Annotated in this window: 19 protein-coding genes; 15 read left to right on the top strand and 4 right to left on the bottom strand. The window is 64.6% G+C overall.

What is annotated here, in order from left to right:
* The first annotated feature begins 159 nt into the window (after positions 1-159).
* From iolC to M1E07_RS05465, 14 genes are all read left to right on the top strand, one after another.
* Positions 160-1,173, top strand: coding sequence for a 5-dehydro-2-deoxygluconokinase (gene iolC / locus M1E07_RS05400; protein ID WP_461189236.1), 1,014 nt, complete (start codon positions 160-162; stop codon positions 1,171-1,173).
* On the top strand, positions 1,170-2,105 hold the full coding sequence (locus M1E07_RS05405; RefSeq protein WP_461189237.1) for a Cgl0159 family (beta/alpha)8-fold protein: 936 nt from the start codon (positions 1,170-1,172) through the stop codon (positions 2,103-2,105). Before iolC ends, M1E07_RS05405 begins: the two co-directional genes overlap by 4 nt.
* Before the next feature lie 20 nt (positions 2,106-2,125).
* Positions 2,126-4,075: a 3D-(3,5/4)-trihydroxycyclohexane-1,2-dione acylhydrolase (decyclizing) gene (gene iolD / locus M1E07_RS05410; protein ID WP_461190332.1), complete on the top strand. Its 1,950-nt coding sequence runs from the start codon at positions 2,126-2,128 to the stop codon at positions 4,073-4,075.
* Between the two features lie 46 nt (positions 4,076-4,121).
* On the top strand, positions 4,122-5,636 hold the full coding sequence (locus tag M1E07_RS05415; RefSeq protein ID WP_461189238.1) for a CoA-acylating methylmalonate-semialdehyde dehydrogenase: 1,515 nt from the start codon (positions 4,122-4,124) through the stop codon (positions 5,634-5,636).
* Between the two features lie 33 nt (positions 5,637-5,669).
* Positions 5,670-6,581 carry a sugar phosphate isomerase/epimerase family protein gene (locus M1E07_RS05420; RefSeq protein ID WP_461189239.1) on the top strand — a complete coding sequence of 304 codons (912 nt, stop codon included), beginning with the start codon at positions 5,670-5,672 and terminating at the stop codon, positions 6,579-6,581.
* Positions 6,582-6,610: 29 nt separating this feature from the next.
* The gene (locus tag M1E07_RS05425) at positions 6,611-7,624 is read left to right on the top strand and encodes a Gfo/Idh/MocA family protein (protein WP_461189240.1); all 1,014 of its coding nucleotides are present in this window, start codon (positions 6,611-6,613) and stop codon (positions 7,622-7,624) included.
* Positions 7,625-7,702: 78 nt separating this feature from the next.
* Entirely contained in the window at positions 7,703-8,578 is an 876-nt protein-coding gene (locus M1E07_RS05430) for a sugar phosphate isomerase/epimerase family protein (RefSeq protein ID WP_461189241.1), read from the top strand.
* A complete protein-coding gene (locus M1E07_RS05435; protein WP_461189242.1) occupies positions 8,575-10,011 on the top strand; it encodes a sugar porter family MFS transporter in 1,437 nt (478 codons plus the stop codon). The genes M1E07_RS05430 and M1E07_RS05435 overlap by 4 nt, the downstream gene beginning before the upstream one ends.
* 242 nt (positions 10,012-10,253) lie before the next feature.
* A complete protein-coding gene (locus M1E07_RS05440) occupies positions 10,254-11,249 on the top strand; it encodes a substrate-binding domain-containing protein (protein ID WP_461189243.1) in 996 nt (331 codons plus the stop codon).
* Between the two features lie 52 nt (positions 11,250-11,301).
* Positions 11,302-12,354, top strand: coding sequence for an ABC transporter permease (locus tag M1E07_RS05445; protein ID WP_461189244.1), 1,053 nt, complete (start codon positions 11,302-11,304; stop codon positions 12,352-12,354).
* Between the two features lie 12 nt (positions 12,355-12,366).
* Complete coding sequence (locus tag M1E07_RS05450; protein WP_461189245.1) at positions 12,367-13,302, top strand: ATP-binding cassette domain-containing protein; 936 nt, start codon at positions 12,367-12,369, stop codon at positions 13,300-13,302.
* Positions 13,303-13,353: 51 nt separating this feature from the next.
* Positions 13,354-14,442 carry a Gfo/Idh/MocA family oxidoreductase gene (locus M1E07_RS05455; protein WP_461189246.1) on the top strand — a complete coding sequence of 363 codons (1,089 nt, stop codon included), beginning with the start codon at positions 13,354-13,356 and terminating at the stop codon, positions 14,440-14,442.
* Positions 14,442-15,227 (top strand): TIM barrel protein, encoded by a 786-nt coding sequence (locus tag M1E07_RS05460; RefSeq protein WP_461189247.1) that lies wholly within the window; start codon positions 14,442-14,444, stop codon positions 15,225-15,227. The genes M1E07_RS05455 and M1E07_RS05460 overlap by 1 nt, the downstream gene beginning before the upstream one ends.
* Positions 15,224-16,258: a Gfo/Idh/MocA family protein gene (locus M1E07_RS05465; RefSeq protein ID WP_461189248.1), complete on the top strand. Its 1,035-nt coding sequence runs from the start codon at positions 15,224-15,226 to the stop codon at positions 16,256-16,258. Before M1E07_RS05460 ends, M1E07_RS05465 begins: the two co-directional genes overlap by 4 nt.
* 65 nt (positions 16,259-16,323) lie before the next feature.
* On the opposite strand, the gene iolB is transcribed toward M1E07_RS05465, so the two are convergent.
* Both iolB and M1E07_RS05475 read right to left on the bottom strand, forming a co-directional pair.
* A complete protein-coding gene (gene iolB / locus M1E07_RS05470) occupies positions 16,324-17,217 on the bottom strand; it encodes a 5-deoxy-glucuronate isomerase (protein ID WP_461189249.1) in 894 nt (297 codons plus the stop codon).
* Between the two features lie 86 nt (positions 17,218-17,303).
* A complete protein-coding gene (locus tag M1E07_RS05475) occupies positions 17,304-18,044 on the bottom strand; it encodes a GntR family transcriptional regulator (RefSeq protein ID WP_461189250.1) in 741 nt (246 codons plus the stop codon).
* Positions 18,045-18,251: 207 nt separating this feature from the next.
* On the opposite strand from M1E07_RS05475, the gene M1E07_RS05480 reads away from it, so the two are divergent.
* Entirely contained in the window at positions 18,252-19,385 is a 1,134-nt protein-coding gene (locus tag M1E07_RS05480; RefSeq protein WP_461189251.1) for an LOG family protein, read from the top strand.
* Between the two features lie 28 nt (positions 19,386-19,413).
* On the opposite strand, the gene M1E07_RS05485 is transcribed toward M1E07_RS05480, so the two are convergent.
* On the bottom strand, positions 19,414-20,337 hold the full coding sequence (locus M1E07_RS05485) for a matrixin family metalloprotease (protein ID WP_461189252.1): 924 nt from the start codon (positions 20,335-20,337) through the stop codon (positions 19,414-19,416).
* A 91-nt stretch (positions 20,338-20,428) separates the two neighbouring features.
* A complete protein-coding gene (locus tag M1E07_RS05490) occupies positions 20,429-21,613 on the bottom strand; it encodes a VIT1/CCC1 transporter family protein (RefSeq protein ID WP_461189253.1) in 1,185 nt (394 codons plus the stop codon).
* Positions 21,614-21,802: the final 189 nt, after the last annotated feature.

Consider the following 21,802-nt stretch of genomic DNA (forward strand, 5'->3'; position numbering starts at 1 on the left):
GTCACCCATTTTATGTTGTAAGTATGTCATTACAAACCTTTGACAGGACATTCGTTCTGAGGCAAAGTAGTGTCTGTGGCCTCCACCACGGCCTGCCAGTTCCGGAGCTCCTGATACTCAGAGGTTTCGAGTTCCACACCAGAAAGGTCCACGATCACCGTGACCCACGAGCTTCTTACGATCGGGCGCATCAGCGTTGATATCTACCCGAACGATATTGGGGTGGACCTGGAGGACGTTACGTCCTTCGGGAAATACCTCGGTGGTTCCCCGTCCAACGTCGCGGTAGCCGCTGCCCGGCACGGACGCCGTGCAGGCGTTATTACCCGTACGGGGGATGACGCGTTCGGCAAGTACCTGCACCGGGAACTGCACAAGTTCAACGTCGATGATTCGTTTGTTTCCCCAGTGCCGGAATACCCGACGGCGGTGACGTTTTGCGCGATCAAGCCAGCTACGGATGAGTTCCCGCTGTACTTCTACGGCCGTTTCCCGACTGCCCCTGACCTGCAGATCAAGGCAGCTGAGCTGGACCTGGACGCCATCCGGAACGCCGGGATTTTCTGGTCCACCGTGACCGGCCTCTGCCAGGAGCCCAGCCGCAGCGCACATATCGCCGCTCATGAGGCCCGGCCCCGTACGGGCCTGGCCGAGGGCCAGTTCACCATCCTGGACCTGGACTACCGCCCCATGTTCTGGGCATCGGAGGAAGAGGCCCGGGCCGAAGTGGCCAAGGTCCTGCCCCATGTCACCGTCGCCATCGGCAACGACAAGGAATGCGCCGTCGCTGTGGGCGAGGGTACTCCGGACGAGCAGGCTGACCGGCTGCTGGCCGCCGGCGTTGAGATCGCCGTCGTCAAACTTGGCCCAGAAGGCGTCATGGCAAAGACCCGCACCGAGCGCGTTGTCTCCGCGCCAGTTCCGGTGGAAACCGTCAACGGCCTGGGCGCAGGTGACTCGTTCGGCGGCGCCTTCTGCCACGGGCTGCTCTCCGGCTGGCCGCTGGCCCAGGTCCTGGACTACGCCAACGCTGCCGGCGCCATCGTGGCCTCCCGCCTTTCGTGCGCCGACGCCATGCCGACGCCGGAAGAGGTCACCTCGCTGCTGGCCGAACGCGGCCGCCCGGTACCCGGCGCCGTTTCGCAGCTTGCCACCGAAGGAGCAGCACTGTGACTCTCACCCCTGTCGCCGCCAACAGCGTGGTCAATGACGATCCCCGCCGGTACGAGCATCTGAGCACTATCCGGCTCGAAGACCCCGGAGCCGTGGCCCGCGCTGCCAAGTCCCGCCGCCGCCACCCCGGAGTGAAGTCCGGGAAGCAGAATTTCATCGTTGCTGCCGACCACCCGGCCCGTGGCGCCCTCGCCGTGGGCAGTGATCCGGTGGCGATGGCTGACCGCCGGCAGTTGCTGGACCGGCTGCAGATCGCACTCGCCAACCCGGCCGTGGACGGTGTGCTCGCGTCCCCGGACATTATGGATGACCTGCTGCTGCTGGGCGCCCTGGACGGCAAACTGGTGTTCGGTTCCATGAACCGGGGCGGGCTGTCCGGCCTGGTCAACGAGATCGATGACCGCTTCACCGGCCACACGGCCGCGGCGCTGGAAGCACTGGGCGCAGACGGTGGCAAGATGCTGACCCGTATATGTCTGGGTGACCCGGACACTGTGGTTACCCTTGAAGCGACGGCCAAAGCCATCGACTCCCTCGCCGAGCGCAAGCTCATCGCCATGGTGGAACCCTTCCTCTCGGTCCGCGAAAACGGCCGGGTCCGCAACGACCTGTCCACCAACGCCGTGATCAAGTCCATTGCCATCGCAGAAGGACTGGGATCCACCAGCGCCTACACCTGGATGAAGCTGCCCGTAGTGGCCGGGATGGAACGCGTCATGGCCGCCACCACCATGCCCACCGTCCTGCTGGGCGGGGATCCAGAAGGGACCCAGGACGAGGTCTTCGCCAGCTGGCAGGCCGCACTGGCGCTGCCCGGCGTCCAGGGCCTCACCGTGGGCCGCACCCTGCTCTACCCCTCGAACGGGGACGTCGCCGGCGCCGTCGCCACGGCTGCTTCCCTGCTGCACCACACGTCAGAAGTATCGGAGTAGGAATCATGGCAACGCGCAGAATGACGGTGGCCCAGGCCGTCGTCGAATACCTTTCCCAGCAGTACACGGTGGATTCCATCGGCGGAGTCGAGTACCGTGAACGGCTCATTCCCGGCACGTTCGGCATCTTCGGGCACGGCAACGTGGCCGGCGTGGGCCAGGCGCTGAAGCAGTACCAGCAGCTGGACCCGGCCATCATGCCGTACTACCAGGGCCGCAACGAGCAGGCCCAGGTCCACCAGGCCGTCGGCTACGCCCGGCACACCCGCCGCCGCCAGACCTTCGCGGTCAGCACCTCGATCGGGCCGGGCTCCTCGAACCTGCTCACCGGCGCCGCGCTGGCAACCACCAACCGGCTTCCGGTGCTGCTGCTGCCGTCCGACACCTTCGCCACCCGCGCCGCGGACCCTGTGCTCCAGCAGCTGGAGCAGCCCTACGCCTACGACCTCACGGTAAACGACGCGTTCCGGCCGCTGTCCAAGTTCTTCGACCGGGTGAACCGGCCGGAGCAGCTGTTCTCCGCGTTCCAGCACGGCCTGCGCGTCCTCACGGACCCGGCCGAAACCGGCGCCGTCACCATTTCATTGCCGCAGGATGTCCAGGCCGAGGCGTTTGACGTCCCGGCGGAGTTCCTGGCCGAGCGTGAGTGGCGGATCCGCCGCCCGGACGCGGACGACGACGACATCGCCCGCGCTGCCGACGCCATCCGTTCCGCGAAGCGGCCGCTGATCATCGCCGGCGGCGGTGTTTTGTACGCCTACGCCAACGACGAACTCGCAAGGTTCGTCGAGCTGACCGGCATCCCGGTGGGCAACACCCAGGCCGGCGTAGGCGTCCTGCCGTGGGACCACAGGTTCTCCCTCGGTGCGATCGGCTCAACGGGCACGACGGCGGCCAACGCCATCGCAGCCGAAGCGGACCTGATCATCGGGATCGGCACCCGGTATGAGGACTTCACCACCGCGTCCCGCACCGCATTCCAGAACCCGGACGTGCGCTTCATCAATATCAATGTCGCCCCGATTGACGCGTACAAGCACGGCACCACGCTCCCGATTGTGGCCGACGCCCGCAAGGCCCTGGTGAAGCTGAACCAGGTCCTGGGCGGGTACCGCGTCGGCGCGGACCTGGAGCAAAAGGTCGCGGCGGAGAAGAAGCGCTGGGACGCCACCGTCGACGAGGCGTTCGACACCCGCTACACGCCGCTGCCGGCACAGAACGAGATCATCGGCGCCACCTCCCGGGCCATGGACGCCCGTGACGTCGTGATCTGTGCCGCCGGGTCCCTGCCCGGTGACCTGCACAAGATGTGGCGCGTCCGGGACCCGTTCGGCTACCACGTCGAATATGCGTACTCCTGCATGGGCTACGAAATTCCCGGCGGGCTGGGCGTCAAGCGTGCAGCGCTTGCCGAAGCCGCAAGCACGACGGCGGCGGGCGGGGACCGCGCGGACGTGCGGGACGTCGTCGTGATGGTGGGGGACGGCTCCTACCTGATGATGCACACGGAACTGGTCACCGCCGTCGCCGAACGGATCAAGCTGATCGTGGTCCTGATCCAGAACCACGGCTACGCCTCCATCGGCTCGCTCTCCGAATCCCTGGGCTCGCAGCGGTTCGGCACCCAGTACCGGACCCTGAACGAGGAACAGCACAGCTTCGACGAAGGCGAAACCCTGCCCGTTGACCTGGCCCTGAACGCCGAGTCCCTGGGCGTGAAGGTCATTCGGATTGAGCCGGGGGAGAAGGTCATCGCCGAGCTCGAACAGGCCATCCGGGATGCCAAGGCCGCGCCGGAGCGTGGCGGACCGATCCTGATCCACGTCGAATCCGATCCGCTGCTGGACGCCCCGTCCTCCGAGTCCTGGTGGGACGTTCCCGTCTCCCAGGTCTCCGAACTGGACTCCACCAAGCAGGCTTTCCAGACCTACACCGACCACAAGAACCGCCAGCGCAAACTGCTCGGCTGACGTTCCCCTGCACTTCATCCCCTTTCACTACTCAAGGAAGAGTCCCATGACTGCCACCACCACCGAGACCACCGTCATCAACCACTTCATCAACGGCGCCGAGACCGCCGGCGAGGGTGACCGCACCACGTCTGTCTATAACCCGGCTACCGGTAAGGTCTCGGCAGAACTGCGCTTAGCCAACCGGGCCGACCTGGACGCTACCGTCGCCGCCGCCCGCAAGGCCGCCGACACCTGGGGCGACATTTCCCTGGCCAAGCGCACCGCCGTGCTGTTCAAGTTCCGTGAACTCGTCGCTGCCCACGTTGACGACCTTGCCCAGCTGGTGACGGGCGAGCACGGCAAGGTCCTCTCCGACGCCAAGGGCGAGATCGGCCGCGGCCTCGAGGTCATCGAATACGCCTGCGGCATCCCCACCCTGCTCAAGGGCGACTACTCGGACCAGGTCTCCACCGGCATCGACGTGTTCAACTTCCGCGAACCCCTCGGCGTCGTCGCCGGCATCACCCCGTTCAACTTCCCCGTCATGGTGCCGCTGTGGATGGCCCCGATGGCGATCGCCACCGGTAACGCCTTCATCCTCAAGCCCTCCGAACGCGACCCCTCCGCCTCCATGCTCCTGGCCAGGCTCTGGAAGCAGGCCGGCCTGCCCGACGGCGTGTTCCAGGTCCTGCACGGTGACAAGGAAACCGTCGACGGGCTCCTGACCCACCCGGACGTGGACGGCATCTCCTTCGTCGGCTCCACCCCGATCGCCCAGTACGTCCACGAAACTGCTACGAAGCACGGCAAGCGCGTCCAGGCCCTGGGCGGGGCGAAGAACCACGCCATCGTCATGCCCGACGCCGACCTGGACAACGCCGCCGACCACCTCGCCGCCGCCGCGTTCGGCTCCGCCGGGGAGCGCTGCATGGCCATCTCCGTCGCCGTCGCCGTCGGGGACGCCGCGGACCTGATCGTCAAGAAGGTCGAAGAGCGCGCCTTGGCCGTGAAGGTCAACAACGGCACCGAACCCGACGCCGAAATGGGCCCGGTCATCACCCCGGCGTCCAAGGAACGCATCGTCAAGATCGTCACCGAAGCCGAAGCCGCAGGAGCGGCGATGGTCGTCGACGGCCGCGACCTCGTGGTCCCCGGCCACGAAGACGGCTTCTGGGTGGGCCCCACCGTCATCGACCACGTCAAAACCGAAATGACCGCCTACACCGAGGAGATCTTCGGCCCCGTCCTCGTCGTCGTCCGCGTCCCTGACCTCGCCGAAGGCATCAAGCTGATCAACGCCAACCCCTACGGCAACGGCACCGCCATCTTCACCTCCTCCGGCGCCGCAGCCCGCACGTTCCAGCGCTCTGTCACTGTCGGCATGATCGGTATCAACGTGCCGCTGCCCGTGCCCGTTGCCTACCACTCCTTCGGCGGCTGGAAGGCATCCCTCTTCGGCGACAAGCACATCTACGGCCCCGAAGGCGTCAGCTTCTACACCCGCGGCAAGGTCATCACCTCCCGCTGGCCCGAAACCCACCACGCCTCCGGCGCCTCCTACAACTTCCCGTCCAACTGATCCCCACCGCCCAAGAAGAAAGACAACGCTGTCATGACTGAGAACAAGCTGATCATCGGCACGGCGCCGGACTCCTGGGGCGTCTGGTTCCCCGATGATCCCAAGCAGACACCTTGGGAACGCTTCCTCGACGAAGTTGCCGAATCCGGCTACAAGTGGATCGAACTGGGCCCATACGGTTACCTTCCCACGGACCCCACCCGGCTGGCGGAGGAACTGAAGCAGCGCGACCTTCAGGTCACGGCGGGGACCGTGTTCACCGCCTTCCACCGTGGCCTGGACCAGTGGGAAAGCGCCTGGGAGCCGGCCCGCAAGGTGGCCGAACTGACGGCGGCCATGGGCGGGGAGCACATCGTGGTCATCCCGGCCATGTGGCGCGACGACGTCACCGGCGAAGCCTTGGAAAGCGGCACCCTGGGTGACAAGGCCTGGAGCGACCTGTTCGCCGGCCATAATCGCCTGGGCAAGACCTTGCTGGAGGACTTCGGCCTGAAGCAGCAGTTCCACTCCCACGCCGACTCGCACGTCGGTGCGCAGGAGGACATCGAAACCCTGCTGGGCGCTACAGATTCGAAGTACCTGAACCTGTGCCTGGACACCGGCCACGCCGAATACTGCGGCGCCTCCAGCCTTGAGCTCATCAAGAACTATCCCGACCGGATCGGCTACCTGCACCTGAAGCAGATCAACCCGGAGATCCTCCAGAAGGTCAACGAGGAAAACATGACCTGGGCCGCCGCCAACCTGGCCGGCGTCATGACCGAACCGCCGAACGGCCTGCCGGATCTCCGCGCCGTCATCGAAGCCGTGGAGGCCCTGGACCGGCCCATCTTCGGCATCGTGGAGCAGGACATGTACCCGGTTGCGTTCGACGTGCCGATGCCCATTGCCAAGCGCACCCGCAACTACCTGCTGTCCTGCGGCTCCCGCACCGCTGTCAGCTAACCATCGCCAAGAGACCTAAGGAAAAGACAATGACCGAAACATTGCGCGTAGCCGTCATTGGTGCCGGACGCATGGGCGCCGACCACATCCAGCGACTGAACAAGCGCATCCACGGAGCCGAAGTTGCCGCCGTCGTGGACGTCGACCTGGCCCGTGCCCAGGCCGCCATCGAAGGCATTCCGGGCGCGGTTGCGCTTGCCGACGCCGAGGAAGCCCTGAACAACGGTGACGTAAACGCTGTACTGATCGCCACCCCAGGGTTCCTGCACGAGGACATCCTGTTCAAGGCGCTCGCCAAGGACATCCCGATCCTCTGCGAAAAGCCGCTGACCCCGGACGCCGAGTCCTCCTGGAAGGTCGTCGAGGCCGAGGTGGCCCTGGGCCACAAGCGCATCCAGGTGGGCTTCATGCGGCGCTTCGACGCCGAGTACGCGGCTCTGGGCGGGATCATCCGGAACGGCGAACTGGGCGAACTGCTCATGCTCCACCACCAGCACCGGAACCCCACCACGCCTGCAGGGTTCACCAACGAGATGCTGATCAACGACTCCGTGGTGCACGAGTTCGATGCCATCCGCTACTTCACCGGCGAGGAAATCACCAACATCCAGGTCCGGCTGGGCAAAGCGACCAGGAACGCTCCGGGCGGCCAGCACGATCCCCAGCACGTCCTGCTCGAGACCGAGTCAGGTGTCCTGGCCGACGTCGAAATCTTCGTCAACGCCAAGTTCGGTTACGAAGTGGCAACACAGGCCTCCTTCGAGGACGGCATCGTGAACATCGGTGGGGACAAGGGTCCGTACACCCGCAGCGTTGGCCGCTGGGGCGGCAACGTCACTCCCGGCTTCGAGGAGCGCTTCGGTGCGGCCTACGACGTCGAAATCCAGTCATGGGTGGACGCTGCACTCCGTGGCGGGATTGGCGGGCCCACCGCCTGGGACGGTTACGCCACCGCCGCCTGCTGCGAGGCCGGCGTCGAAGCGCAGAAGAACGGCGAGAAAGTCGCTGTGAAGCTGGCCGCCAAGCCCGACCTCTACAAGTAGGACCCGGGAAGGGGACGGAGCGATCCGTCCCCTTCTGCGCGCCTCCGCCCATAACTGATCCTCAATGGAGTGTTTTACGTGAAAATCGCACTTGATCCCACGCCGTTCCACCACAGCCACAATTTGCTGGAATTTCCGAAGGTGGTGGCGGATCTCGGCTACAAGTACATGCAGATGACCCCGCACCCGGACTTCATCCCTTTCTACAACCATCCGAAGGCGGATGACGAGCTGGTGGGCCAGCTCAGTAAAGCGTGCAAGGATGCGGGAATTGAGATTGCCTCTGTCCTGCCGGTGCTCCGCTGGTCGGGACCTGACGAGGACGCCCGCGAGGCGGCAGTCCGCTACTGGAAGCGCGCCATCCAGATCACCGTGGACCTCGGCGTCAGCACCATGAACACTGAGTTCAGCGGCCGGCCGGAGAAGGCAGAAGAGTCTGAGCGGGCCTTTTACCGTTCCATGGAGGAGCTGCTCCCCATCATCGAGCGTGAGGGCATTGACCTCCTGATCGACCCGCATCCGGACGACTTCGTGGAGGAGGGTCTTGCAGCCATCCGGGTGATCCGGGGCCTGAACTCCAAGAACGTTGGCATGGTGTACGTGGCTTCGCACAGCTTCCATATGAAGAACTCGCCGATGGACATCATGAGGGCTGCGGGGGACAGGCTGCGCCTGGTCCACGTGGCCGACACAATGAATCACCACGCCTCCCACGGGCTGCGCTACATCACCAACCCGCCCGGTAACGCCGTGCGGGTGCACCAGCACCTGAAAATCGGCGACGGCGACGTCAACTGGGACGAATTTTTCGGCGGCCTGAAGGACATCGGCTTCCTGGACCGGGACGACACCGTCATGGTATCCAGCGTCTTTGCGGAGGACGAGAACGCAGAGGACGTGTCCCGGTACCAGCTGGAGACCATGAAGCAGCACGTGCAAAAGGTCAGTGTATGAGTGCCCCTGTCCCTGCGGAGACCGGGACAAAGCCTCGAAATCACAAAAGGGCACTCCGTACCGTCACCATCATTTCAACGTTCGGCGGCCTGCTCTTCGGCTACGACACCGGCGTGATCAATGGCGCGCTGCCTTACATGCAGGAGGACCTGGGGCTCACGCCGCTGACCGAAGGCCTGGTTACGTCCTCGCTCCTCTTCGGTGCAGCCTTCGGTGCCCTGTTCGGTGGCCGCCTCGCTGACCGCAACGGACGACGCAAGATGATCATGGTCCTTGCCGTCATCTTCCTCCTGGGCACGCTTGCCTGCACCTTCTCGCCGAACACCGAAGTCATGATTGCCGCCAGGTTCGTGCTGGGGCTTGCCGTCGGTGGCGCATCCGTGACCGTGCCCGTGTACCTCGCGGAGGTCTCGCCGAGCGCCCGACGCGGCAGGATTGTCACGCAGAACGAGTTGATGATTGTCACCGGCCAGCTGCTGGCCTTCATCTTCAACGCATACTTGGGCAATACCTTCGGGGAAGCTGGCGGCATCTGGCGCTGGATGCTGGTGATCGCCACCCTTCCCGCCATCGCGCTGTGGATCGGGATGAACTTCATGCCCGAAAGCCCGCGGTGGCTGGCTTCAATGGGCAGTTTCGGTGAAACGCTCAGCGTGCTGCAACGCATCAGGTCCCAAGCTGAAGCGCGTGCGGAGTTTGAAGAAGTCAAAGCCATGGCTGTTGAGGACTACAAGTCCAAAATGGGCTCCTGGAAAGACTTGGGAATCCCGTGGCTCCGCCGGATCTTCCTGGTGGGCATCGGGCTTGCCGTCATACAGCAAATCACCGGCGTGAACTCGATCATGTACTACGGGACGCAGATTTTGGCTGAGTCCGGCTTTGGCAGGGAAGCAGCCCTGACTGCCAACATTGCCAACGGGGTCATCTCGGTAGTCGCCACGTTTGTTGGCATCTGGCTGCTGGGTAAGGTGGGGCGCCGGCAGATGCTCATCACCGGTCAGGTAGGCACAACAGCGGCGCTGTTGCTCATAGGTGTCTTCTCCTTGATTCTTCCTGAAGGGTCCGCGCGCGGTTTTGTGATCCTCTCACTAACGGTCACGTTCCTCGCCTTCCAGCAGGGTGCCATCTCACCGGTAACCTGGCTGATGCTTTCAGAGATTTTCCCGCTGAAAATTCGCGGATTAGGAATGGGGGCGTCCGTCTTCGTGCTCTGGATTGTGAACTTCCTGGTGGGTTTCGGCTTTCCGCAGCTCCTGGCGGGAATCGGGCTTTCCAACACCTTCTTTGTCTTCGCCGTCCTGGGCGTAGGCGCGATTGCTTTCGCTGCCAAATACGTGCCGGAAACCAAGGACAAGACCCTGGAGGACCTGGAGCATTACTTCAAGAGTATTTCGGGGGCAAAACCCACCGCCGTGGAAGCCCCTGCCGGGTAGCTGGCAGCGCTTTTGCGCCTGGCACAGACAGAAAGGGCACCAACACCGACCAAGGTGTTGGTGCCCTTTGCCGTACCCGTCCAGGCCAAGCGGCGGCCGGTACCCTGCCGGCAAATAAATCAATACGTACTAATGTCAGGACAAACTGTTGACATGTGTGCTATTAGTCACCATGATCGTTGTAGGCACTATTCCGGCAGCTGAGAAGCGGCAGCCCGGAGCTGAAATCAAAGGAGATTCACGTGGCAAGATTTTCATGGCGCAAGGCGGCTTTGGTCGGGGCTGTCGTGCCGATGCTGGCATTGAGTGCGTGTTCAAGCACCGGGGGCAGGCCTTCTGATTCCGGCGGTGCCGCCGGCGGGGGCCAGGTCGCAACGACCGAAAGGATGCGGGTTGCGCTCATCACGCACGCAGCTCCCGGTGACACTTTCTGGGACATCGTCCGCAAAGGGGCGGAAGAGGCCGCTGCGAAGGACAACGTGGAGTTGCTTTACACCTCGGACCCCGAAGGTGGCCGCCAGGCCCAGCTCATTGAGCAGGCGGTTGACCAGAAGGTCGACGGTATCGCTGTGACCCTTGCCAAGCCCGAAGCTCTGAAGGATGCACTCAAGAAGGCTACGGATGCAGGGATTCCGGTCGTGAGCCTCAATGCAGGGGAATCGACATTTGCGCAGGTTGGCGCATTCACCCACTTCGGCTCCGATGAAAGGCTCGCCGGCGTGGCCGTCGGGGAGAAGCTCCAGGCGGAGGGCCTCAAGCGCCCCATCTGCGTCATCCAGGAGCAGGGTCACGTGGGCCTGGAAGCCCGCTGTGCCGGTGTGAAAGAAAAAGTTCCTGCCACGGAGATCCTTTACGTGACCGGAACGGACATGACCCAGGTTTCCTCGACCGTCACCGCCAAGATCCAGGCGGCCACGGACACTGATGTCGTTATCGGACTCGGCGCCCCGTACACCCTCACGATGCTGAAGGCTGTTACGGCCGCAGGCAGCGCAGTGAAGGTTGCTTCCTTCGACATGAACGCCGAGTTGGCACAAAAGATCGCCGACGGTGAAGTTCTTTTCACCGTGGACCAGCAGCCGTGGCTGCAGGGCTATGGCGCAATCGACGCACTATGGCAGGCCAAGCGCGGCGGCTTCAGGGTCGGCGGTGGCCAGCCGGTTCTGACCGGGCCCGCAATCGTGGATAAGGCCGCTGCTGCCGAAGCCCTTTCGTTTGCCCAACAGGGCGTCCGCTAAATAGCCCGCTTGCCGGGCCGGTAATGCCGGCCCGGCAGCAAGGAGAATCATCATGACCATTACCCAAACCAAAACGGCGGCAGCGCCGGCGGCCGATGAACGTATCGCCAAGCGCAGCCCGTTGCAGAAACTCCTCGGCCGGCCCGAGGTTGGTGCCCTCGTTGGCGCGATCGTCCTCTTTGTCTTCTTCGCACTCGTTGCCCCGACGTTTACCCAGCCCAATGCCTTCGCCACAGTGCTGTACGGCAGCTCCACGATCGGAATTATGGCGGTCGGGGTCTCCTTGCTCATGATCGGCGGTGAATTCGACCTTTCAACCGGCGTCGCCGTTATCTCCTCGGCACTGACCGCATCGATGTTCAGCTGGTACTTCAGCACGAACATCTGGGTGGGCGTTTTCCTGGCTTTGCTTGTCTCGCTCGCCATCGGTTACATCAACGGCTGGATTCTGATGAAGACCAAGCTGCCCAGCTTTATTGTCACGCTGGCCACGTTCCTGATGCTGACCGGCCTGAACCTGGGACTCACCCGGCTGATCGGCGGTTCGGTGTCATCACCGTCCATCTCAAACATGGACGGCTTCGATTCAGCCCGGGCAGTGTTCGCTTCCTCGGTGACAATTGCTGGTATCGACGTGAAAATCACCGTCTTCATCTGGATTGCCCTCGTCGCCGTCGCCACCTGGGTCCTGATGCGCACCAAGGTGGGCAACTGGATCTTCGCCGTCGGCGGGGACGAGAACGCCGCCCGTGCAGTCGGCGTCCCGGTCAAAGCCACCAAGATCGGCCTGTTCATGGGAGTCGGCTTCTGCGGCTGGATCCTGGGCATGCACAACCTCTTCGCCTTCGACACCGTTCAGTCCGGTGAGGGCGTGGGCAACGAATTCCTTTACATCATCGCCGCCGTCATCGGCGGATGCCTCCTGACCGGCGGCTACGGCTCGGCCATTGGCGGGGCTATCGGGGCATTCATCTTCGGCATGGCCAACAAGGGCATCGTCTACGCAGAGTGGAACCCGGACTGGTTCAAGTTCTTCCTCGGCCTCATGCTTCTGCTGGCCACCATCGTCAACCTCATCGTCAAGCGCCGCGCGGAACTGAAGTAAGGGGTCCGGGACATGAACGCCCAGAAAATCGACCAGCAAACGCTGCTCCAGAATGAAAAAGATCCGCTCACGCATACCCCGGTGCACCTGCTGTCCCTGGAGGGTGTTGGCAAGCACTACGGCAATATCGTGGCACTGCGGGATGTGACCATGGCCGTGGACAACGGCCGCGTCACCTGCGTCCTTGGCGACAACGGGGCAGGCAAGTCCACGCTGATCAAGATCATCGCGGGCCTGCACCAGCATGACGCAGGAACGCTGAACATCATGGGCGAGGAACGGAAGTTCGGTTCGCCCCGTGATGCCCTCGATGCCGGCATCGCCACCGTCTACCAGGATCTCGCGGTCGTGCCCCTGATGCCGATCTGGCGCAACTTCTTTCTCGGTTCGGAGCTGACCAGCGGCTTCGGTCCGTTCAAGAGCATGGACGTCCAGCAAATGAAGGACATCACCAAGAAGGAACTGGCTGAAATGGGCATTGATCTGCGCGACGTGGAGCAGCCCATCGGCCAGCTCTCCGGCGGTGAACGCCAGTGCGTTGCCATCGCCCGGGCCGTGTACTTCGGTGCCAAGGTCCTCATATTGGACGAGCCGACGGCGGCCCTGGGCGTGAAGCAGTCAGGCGTGGTTTTGCGCTACATCCTGCAGGCCCGCGACCGCGGCCTCGGGGTCATCTTCATCACCCACAACCCGCACCACGCCTTCCCCGTCGGGGATCGGTTCCTGCTGCTCAAACGGGGCAAGTCCATCGGCTACTACGACAAAAAGGACATCACCCTGGACGAGCTCACCGCCCAGATGGCCGGCGGCGCGGAGCTTGCCGAACTTGCGCACGAACTGGAGCAGCTCGGCGGCCACGGCGACGTAGTAAAGGAAGTCCAGGCCGAAGTTGCCGGCGTCGCCGGAACGGCAGAAGTCGCCAGGGGAAGCAGCGCGCGCCACGCCTAGCACTGGACCCGCCTGAAGCATTGCTGTTCTAACCATTGAAAGGACAAGCCTTTGGCTTACATCACCCACCACCTCACAGCAGGCCCGGCGCCTGTACGAATCGGGCTTATCGGCTCCGGCTGGATGGGCGCGTTCCATGCGGAGAGTATTGCCCGCCGCGTCCCCGGCGCCGTCTTGGCGGCCATCGCAGACCCCAACGTTGAATCTGCCCGGACCCTTGCCCTGGAACTGGACACCGCGAAGGTGACTGCCAATGCAGACGACATCCTGGCTGACCAGGAGATTGACGCCGTCATCATCGCCAGCCCGGCCCGTTTCCACGCCTCACTCATCACCCAGGCTGCCGCAGCCGGAAAGCACGTCTTTTGCGAGAAGCCGGCCGGGCAGGGCCTGGAGGAACTCGAAGGCGCGCTCGCGGCGGTCGAAGATGCGGACGTGCACTTCCAGGTCGGCTTCAACCGCCGGTACGCGGACGACTTCCAGGCCGCCAAAAAGGACCTCGCCGCCGGCATCGCCGGTACACCGCAGCTCCTGCGCTCGCTGACCAGGGACCCCGGCAACGGAAGCATCCCCAACGCGGCCCGGGTCCCGGCATGGACAATTTTCCTGGAGACCCTCATCCATGACTTCGACACCCTCAACTGGTTCAACGAAGGTGCTGAGCCGGTAGAGGTTTACGCTGTGGCGGACGCACTCGTGGAACCCTCCCTGCGTGACCAGGGGTTCCTGGACACCGCGGTGGTGACCATCCGTTACAGCAATGGAGCCGTGGCTGTGGCCGAGGCAAACTTCAGCGCCCTCTACGGATATGACATCCGCGGGGAAGTTTTTGGCTCACGCGGCATGGTCCAAGCCGGCCGCGCCACGGAAACGGCAGCACGCCGGTACACCGCGGAGGGGCTCTCCGCCGACACCCCGCGGCTGAACGTCGAGCTGTTCCGCCAGGCCTATACGGACGAACTTGCCGACTTCGCCGGTGCGGTGCGGGCAAAGCGGGACGGTACGCCGTCGCCGACGTCCGGCCCCACGCTGACCCCCGGCGCTGCAGACGCCCGCCGTGCCCTGGCCATGGCCCTGGCCTGCATTGAGTCAGTCAAGTCCGGGGCTCCCGTTGCTGTCACGCAGAAGGCAGCCGTTTGATGCGCCTGGCAGTGTGCGCGGAGATGGTCTTCACCGACCTTCCGCTCGTGGAACGGGTGCGCCGGATCCACGAGGCCGGCTTCGACGTCGAACTGTGGGATTCACGTGGCAAGGACATCCAGGCGTTGAAGGCCACCGGTGCCGTCTTCTCGTCCATGACGGGCTACACCTCAGGCAGCCTGGTAGACCCCGATACCGCCGATGACGTCGTGCGGACAGCCGAAACGCTGATCCCCACAGCCTTGGAACTGGGAATCAGCCGCATGGTGGTGCATCCGGCGGAACTCATCGATGGCCACGCTGCCCGCCCTGCGTACCGCGCCACGGGCAGGATGTGGGACACGGGCGCGCGGACCCTGGAGCGGCTCGGAAACCTGGGCGAGAAGCACGGCGTAACGTTCTGCCTGGAGAACCTCAATACCATCCTTGACCACCCCGGCATTCCCCTGGCACGGGCAAAAGACACGCTCGCTCTGGTGCAAGCGGCCGGGCATTCCCACGCCAAGCTGATGCTGGACCTCTACCACGCTCAACTGGGGGAGGGGAACCTCATCGAATTGGTGCGGACCGCCCTGCCGTACATTGGCGAAATTCAGGTCGCTGATGTCCCCGGCCGCTGCGAACCCGGAACCGGCGAGATCAACTACGCAGCTGTAGCTAAGGCCCTTGCCGGTCTTGGATACGCGGGCACCGTGGGCATGGAGGCTTGGGCCAAGGATGACAGCTTCGCTGCCCTTGACGCCTTTCGAAGCGCCTTCACCGTTTATGCCGAGGAAAAACGATGAAGAGTGTCACTCTTGGCTTGGTGGGGGTAGGCCGGATCGGGGCCATGCACGCGGACAACATCGTGGCGCTCAACGGCGTCCTGAATGCGCAGGGCATCGAGATCAGTCTCAGGCTGACGGACGTCGCCGAAGAGCACGCGAGGACCACCGCGGCGCGGTTGGGCGCCGGTTTCTACCCATCCGTGGAGGCACTGCTCGCCTCCGGCCTGGACGGCTTGGTGATTGCCACCGGCACTGGCACCCATCCCGGCCTGATCAAGGCGGGGGTGGACGCCGGCATCCCGGTCTTCTGCGAAAAACCGGTGGCGTTGGATGTGGCGGACGCTTTGCCGGTCCTCGAGTACGTGCTGGAGCGGCAAGGCGTGGTGCAGATCGGCCACCAGCGGCGCTTTGATCCCGGCTACCTCGAGGCGCGGCGTGCCTACCAGGCGGGTGAGCTCGGCTGGATCCACTCGCTGCGGGCTGTCACATGCGACATGGCGCCGCCGCCGGTTGAGTTTTTGGCGGGTTCGGGCGGCTTGTTCCGGGACTGCTCCGTGCATGATTTCGACATCCTCCGCTGGCTGACGGGCCGGGAGATTGTGGAGGTGTACGCAAAGGGCTCCAACAACGGGGATCCGGCCATCGGTGCGGTGGGGGACGTCGATACTGGACTTGCGATGGTGACGTTCGACGACGGGACCTTGGGCACCGTCTCTGCCAGCCGTTACAACGGGGCCGGCCACGACGTCCGCCTGGAAATCCAGGGCTCCCTCGGTTCGCTCCTGGTGGGACTGGATGACACAACAGCGCTGGCGTCGGCAGAAGCCGGCGTCGGCTTTCCCGCCGGCGAAGCGCACCGCACTTTCGCCCAACGGTTCGATGCTGCCTACCGGGCAGAGATGGCGGCGTTCGTGGAGCTGATCCTGGGCCTGCGCGGGAATCCCTGCACCCCGGAGGACGCAATCATGGCCTCCCGGGTGGCGGACGCTGCACAGGAGTCCCTGGCCAGCGGCGTGCCCGTGCGCGTTGCACAAAAGGTGGCCAGCTAAAAGTCTTTCCGAGACCACTGATGCCCCGTCCCGCAGTTGCGGAACGGGGCATCAGCCGTTGGCAGTTAGCCCGTGAACGGCAGCCGCGGGTCGATGTCCTGGCCCTCCCACGTCTGGCGGATCCAACCATGGTGCGGGTCGTCGCTGATGAGCCAGTCGCGGACCGGCCCCGGGCCGGCCATGACGTTCAAGTAGTACAGGTCGTATCCGGGGGCGGCCATGGCAGGACCGTGCCAGCCGTACGGTACCAGGACAACGTCGCCGGTGCGGACCTCCGCGGCCACGTCGATGGGCCGCTCGTCCGAGGCGTACACACGCTGGTATCCGATGGCATCAGCCTCGGCGGGGGCTGCGGAATTGGCGGCCTTCTGTGTCTCGAAGTAGTAGATTTCCTCCAGGCTGGTCTCGCCGTCCTTTTCCTCGTCATGCTTGTGGGGAGGGTAGGAGGACCAGTTGCCGGCTGGAGTGATGACTTCGCAGACGATAAAGCGGTCAGCCTCCAGCGCGGCCGGCGTCCCGAAGTTGTGCACTTGGCGGGAGCAGTTGCCCGCCCCGCGAAGCTCCACCGGTGTTTCCCCGGCGGTCACCAGCCGGGTGGGGTAGGACGTTTTGGCCGGCGCGCTCGCAACCGCAACCCTGCCGCCGTCGGCCGAGCTGATGGTGAGGGCCTTCCCGGTGCCGGTGTACAGGACGTCGCTGGGGCCGCTGAAGACACTGTTCCTGCCGGCCAGCTGAAAGTCCACACCGTCAACGTCGGCCGTAAAGGAGCCGTTCAGCGGCACCACAATGCGCTCCTCGTCGGAGGCGGAAAGTTCGACGGCGGCACCAGGCTCAAGGGTTGCGATCTTCAGGCCGGTGTGGGCCCAGCCGTCGACCTTGAGTGCCGAATCGGCCGTTCCCAGAGAGACGTCCCAGCTGCCGTCGGCGGCGGAACCCAGCGGATATACCCAATTGGCCATGGATTTTGCTCTTTCGTTCAAGGACGGGCGCCCGGGAGGCGTCCGCGTGGTCTAGGCGCTTCGCGCCGTTTCGGGGATCGTCGCGCTCAGCGCTGCACCAGGGTCATTTCGAAACTGTAGGAATCGCCACGGTAGACGTGGTGGCCGGTTTCCACATTGCGCCCGGTGTCGTCCACAGCGGTGCGCTCCATGGTCACCAAGGCTGAGCCGGGTTCGGTCTCCAGCAGGGGTGCCTGGTAATCGTTGGCCACCATCGCTCCGATGCGCTGCGAAGCGAGCCGGAAGTTCACTCCGCCGTTGCGCAGGATGCCGTAGAGGCCCTGCTCGCTGAGTTGGACTTCGTCGAGGGAAGTGATGTCATCCCGCACCCAATTCTCCATTAGTGCCAAGGGTTTGCCGCCCACCCTGCGCAGGCGGGTGAAGTGGTAGACCTTCGCGCCGACGGGAAGATGGAGGGCCTCGCGGGTGGCCGCATCGGCTTCAATATGGGAAAAGCTAAGGACCTCGGTGGTGGGTTTGGCGCCGTTGTTGCTGAGGTCGTCGTAAAGGCTGGAGAGTTCCAGCGGTCTGCGGACCTGGCTGGAAACCACCTGCGTTCCCACCCCGCGCTTGCGCACCAGCAGCCCGGAGCGGACAAGCTCATCCATGGCTTTGCGCATGGTGGGTCTGGACAGGTTGAGCTGGGCAGCAAGGTCGATCTCATTGTCGAGCCGGCTGCCGGGAGGCAGCACGCCGGTGTGAATGGCCGATTCAATACCTTGCACCACCTGATGGTAAAGGGGCACGGGCGATGAGCGGTCGATGCTGAGGTTTAATTGATTCGCCATTGAGCGCTCCCTTGGGTCCGCGGGTCCCGGTTCTGCGGGATCCACGAATGTCCGCTTATGTTCTCTTGATAGGACATACTGCCTTTGTTGACGATAATAGCAGGCACTTTTGGGCCCGCCAAGGAGCCTTTCCGGGAGCCATGCGGCAGGGCAGCCGATTAGGCTTGGTCCATGAGCAACCGATTTCTGGCGCCTTAGGTCCTGGATATGAACCTCTCCGGAAACCTTGGCGCCAGCCCCCGCAGCCTTGACGTGGACGACCTCGCCACTTTCGACCACCTGGTCGGAGCAGGCGGTGTGGACCTGGACGGCTGGCACGCGCAGTCGCTGGATTTGCGCGGGCGGGCCCCGGCCCTGGAGCAGGTCAACGTTGAGGGCGCCATTTTCCTGGGTTGCACCTTTGATGAGGGAATGGAGGACACCCTCCGGCGCCGGGGAGCCCTGATTTTCCCGCGCCTGGAGGCAGTTCCCTTCAACCCCTACCGGGCCGGTTTGTACTCGCCGGCCCAGCTTTACGCCGGCCTCGCGGCTGCCCCGTATGAAGAGCTGCCGGACGCACGCATCTACCAGTGGAGCATCCAGACCGGGCAGCGGCACCGGCTGGATGCCACCCTTGCGTCAGCACTGCACGACCACGCCATAGGTGATGCGCTGGAGGAAGCAATCCATTCCGGGCCCTTCTCCACCCGGTCCCTGGTCGGCGTGATGGGTGGGCATGCCGCCCAGCGGGGGAGTGCCGACTACGTCCAGGCGGCACGGCTCGGCAGGCTGCTTGCCCGGGACGGGCACGTGGTAGCAACCGGAGGGGGACCGGGAGCCATGGAGGCAGCCAACCTGGGTGCCTACCTGAGCCAGGCGGACGACGGCGGGCTGGAGACTGCGCTTTCAGCGCTCGCCTCCGTCCCGGGGTTTCGTCCCTCGGTGTCCGCGTGGGCGCGCGCGGCGGCTGCCGTCGTCGAACGCTACCCGGACGGGACGCCGTCGCTGGGCATCCCCACCTGGTTCTATGGCCATGAGCCGCCCAACTACTTCGCCACGCACATCGCGAAGTACTTTGCCAACGCCATCCGCGAGGCAATCCTGCTTGAACTCTGCCAAGGGGGCATCATCTTCCTGCCCGGAGCAGCAGGCACCATCCAGGAGATCTTCCAGGACGCCTGTGAAAATTACTACGGTGCCCGCGAGAAAATCACGCCCATGGTGCTGGTGGGCAGCCACCACTGGAAGCACCAGTATCCGGCGTGGCCCATGCTCCGCAGCCTGGCCACGGGCAGGCCAATGGCGGACCGGATTTTCCTGGTGGAGACGGTGGACGAGGCTGTGGCAGTACTGCGGGGCTAGCCAGGACGTCCCGTTGCGGCAGGGCTGCTCAGAGGTCCTTGCGGCACTGCGCTTTGCTTAACTCGTACAAGCCGTTGAGGTCCCCAGCGGACAGTCCCTCGGGCGTGCCGATCTCCGGGTACATCAGCTGGGTGGGGTCCTCCACATGGTCCAGCCCCATCACATGGCTGAGCTCGTGGAGAATCACTGCGGTTGCGTAGCGGTGGCCATCCGGGTTCAGCAGTTCATCGGCAATCTGTGGTGCGTCCAGGTCCAGGCCGCCGGTCACGAACGTTTTGGGACCGTCGTCGTAGCCATAGTGGGTGCTGCCGCCGGTGCCGATCACCTTGCCCTTCAGTTGCGGTGCAACTTCCGGCGTGGTCCACGCGATGAGAAGCGGAGCCCAGCGCTCGCCGTATGCATCGGGCTGATAGGGCGGACGCTGGGGCGACGGCAGTTCGCCGGTGGTGCCGTCGTAGACGAAAGTGATGCCGGTGGCAGCGGAAATAGTAATGATGGCTTCCGAAACCAGTTGCTGCGACCCCTCCGGCGCCAGGCCGTCATTGATGACATAGTGCAGCGGCCGGCACGGGGAGTACCCAACCGGGCTTCCGTCGCCGTTGACCGCCAGGAACCGGTAGGAATCACTGCCCACGGTCGGTGGTACGGGCGCGCCCAGGGGAGCTGCCTCTTCCTCCACTCCCGCCGGCGGCGCTCCTGTCCGTGCCTCCGCCGCGGGCTGCCCTCCGGCTTCCCCGGCGGTCCCGGATTCTGGCGCGCGGCCCTCTTGCCCGGCAGCACCCGGACCGAGGCGGAGATCAAGGAAATCCTTCAACCGCGGATCGTCAAGCACCAACGCTGCCCCCAGCAAGGCAGCAGAAAAGAGGGCACCCTTGAGCACAAAACGAAGGGCCCTGCCGCCGGTTCCAGTGCGCGCCCGCCTCCCGGCATGGCGAGGCGGCTGCCCGTCCATCACTGAACCCCCATTATGTCGGCCCCGCTCATTCGCTGCTGCTGCCAGCGAACCTGTTGCCAGTGAACTTCACTGCCAGTGAATTTTACTGCTAATGGACAACCGTTCCGAAAACCAGTCCGAGCAGGTAGGTGACCGCCGCGGCGCCGAGCCCGATGGCAAGCTGGCGCAGGCCGCGGGTCAGCGGTGACGTGCCGGAGAGCAGGCCCACGATGCCGCCGGTGACCAGCAAAGCAAGCCCCACGAGCACACCTGCCACCACCAGGGCCGCTACTCCGGTCATGCCGAACAGGAACGGCAGGATGGGGACAACGGCCCCCGAAGCAAAGAAGCAGAAGCTGGACAGGGCCGCACCCCACGCCGTGCCCACGGCTTCGTGCTGGTCCTCGGCCTCGGAAAGCTCCGGCTGCAGGGACAGGCTGGGATCGCAGTCGCAGGTCAGGAGGCCCATGCGTTCGGCAACGCGGTGCTGCGCCGCTTCCTGGGTCATGCCCCGGGCCAAATACACGAGCAGCAGTTCGTTGTGCTCGATGTCCAATTTGGGGGCCGCGGCCAGGGTGACCTGGGTGGGGCGCGTGGCTGCCAGGAGTTCGCGCTGGGAGCGGACCGAAATGAATTCTCCGGCTCCCATGGACATGGCGCCGGCCAGCAGACCGGCAATGCCGCTGAGCAGCACCACACTGCTGGCCACGCCGGATGCCGCCATGCCCATCACCAGGGAAAGATTGCTGACCAGGCCGTCGTTTGCGCCGAAAACGGCGGCGCGGAAGGTGCCCGCCAGCCGGTTGCGCCCGCGGGTGGCCAGTCCCCGGACCACTTCCTCGTGGATCTGCTCGTCGGCAGCCATCGCGTCCGTTGCGTTGGGGTCCTTGGCGTAGGGGGAGCGGCCTTCTGCGCGCTGCGCGAGGGCCAGCACAAAGACCGAGCCAAAGTGGCGCGCCAGGAAACCGAGCAGCTGGCTTCGCAAGGAGGCAGGGCGGGGCTTGCCTGCGTGTCGGCCAAGGAGCCCCAGCCAGTGGGCTTCGTGCCGTCCTTCTGCTTCGGCAAGGGCCAGGAGGATGTCGCGTTCTTCACCCTTCCGGTTCTGCGCCAGGTCCCGGTAGACAGCAGCCTCGGCACGCTCATCCGCCAGGTACTGGCGCCAGCGGCGGATGTCCGCGGCGGTGGGCTGGGGTACTTGCCGGGCGGCGGGGGAGGGTCCGGCCGGGCCGGAATCTGAGGGAAACGACTCTGACGGGGCGGCGCGGCGGCGGTATGGATCGGCGTGCTGAGTCACGTAAACTCCTGGGCTGGATGGGGTATGGTTCGGCCCCATTGCAATGGCCAGCTTACCGCGGAAATCCGCGGTTTTTCGGCTGGCTTCCCTCACTCCGGAGTTTCGGTATCCCTCAAACCGCTGGGCTTCCGGGGGCTCCTGGCTTCCGGTGCTGACCCTTGACCGCGGCACCCTGCGGTGCTGTGATGA

Source organism: Arthrobacter sp. Z4-13 (assembly GCF_054792705.1).

Excerpts from the sequence above, each read along its gene's own strand:
- M1E07_RS05420 (WP_461189239.1), top strand. The coding sequence starts at position 5,670 with ATGACTGAGAACAAGCTGATCATCGGCACGGCGCCGGACTCCTGGGGC.
- M1E07_RS05475 (WP_461189250.1), bottom strand. The coding sequence starts at position 18,044 with ATGGCGAATCAATTAAACCTCAGCATCGACCGCTCATCGCCCGTGCCC.
- M1E07_RS05415 (WP_461189238.1), top strand. The coding sequence starts at position 4,122 with ATGACTGCCACCACCACCGAGACCACCGTCATCAACCACTTCATCAAC.
- M1E07_RS05450 (WP_461189245.1), top strand. The coding sequence starts at position 12,367 with ATGAACGCCCAGAAAATCGACCAGCAAACGCTGCTCCAGAATGAAAAA.
- iolD (WP_461190332.1), top strand. The coding sequence starts at position 2,126 with ATGACGGTGGCCCAGGCCGTCGTCGAATACCTTTCCCAGCAGTACACG.
- iolB (WP_461189249.1), bottom strand. The coding sequence starts at position 17,217 with ATGGCCAATTGGGTATATCCGCTGGGTTCCGCCGCCGACGGCAGCTGG.
- M1E07_RS05425 (WP_461189240.1), top strand. The coding sequence starts at position 6,611 with ATGACCGAAACATTGCGCGTAGCCGTCATTGGTGCCGGACGCATGGGC.
- M1E07_RS05485 (WP_461189252.1), bottom strand. The coding sequence starts at position 20,337 with ATGGACGGGCAGCCGCCTCGCCATGCCGGGAGGCGGGCGCGCACTGGA.
- M1E07_RS05460 (WP_461189247.1), top strand. The coding sequence starts at position 14,442 with ATGCGCCTGGCAGTGTGCGCGGAGATGGTCTTCACCGACCTTCCGCTC.
- M1E07_RS05435 (WP_461189242.1), top strand. The coding sequence starts at position 8,575 with ATGAGTGCCCCTGTCCCTGCGGAGACCGGGACAAAGCCTCGAAATCAC.
- M1E07_RS05445 (WP_461189244.1), top strand. The coding sequence starts at position 11,302 with ATGACCATTACCCAAACCAAAACGGCGGCAGCGCCGGCGGCCGATGAA.
- M1E07_RS05465 (WP_461189248.1), top strand. The coding sequence starts at position 15,224 with ATGAAGAGTGTCACTCTTGGCTTGGTGGGGGTAGGCCGGATCGGGGCC.
- M1E07_RS05480 (WP_461189251.1), top strand. The coding sequence starts at position 18,252 with ATGAACCTCTCCGGAAACCTTGGCGCCAGCCCCCGCAGCCTTGACGTG.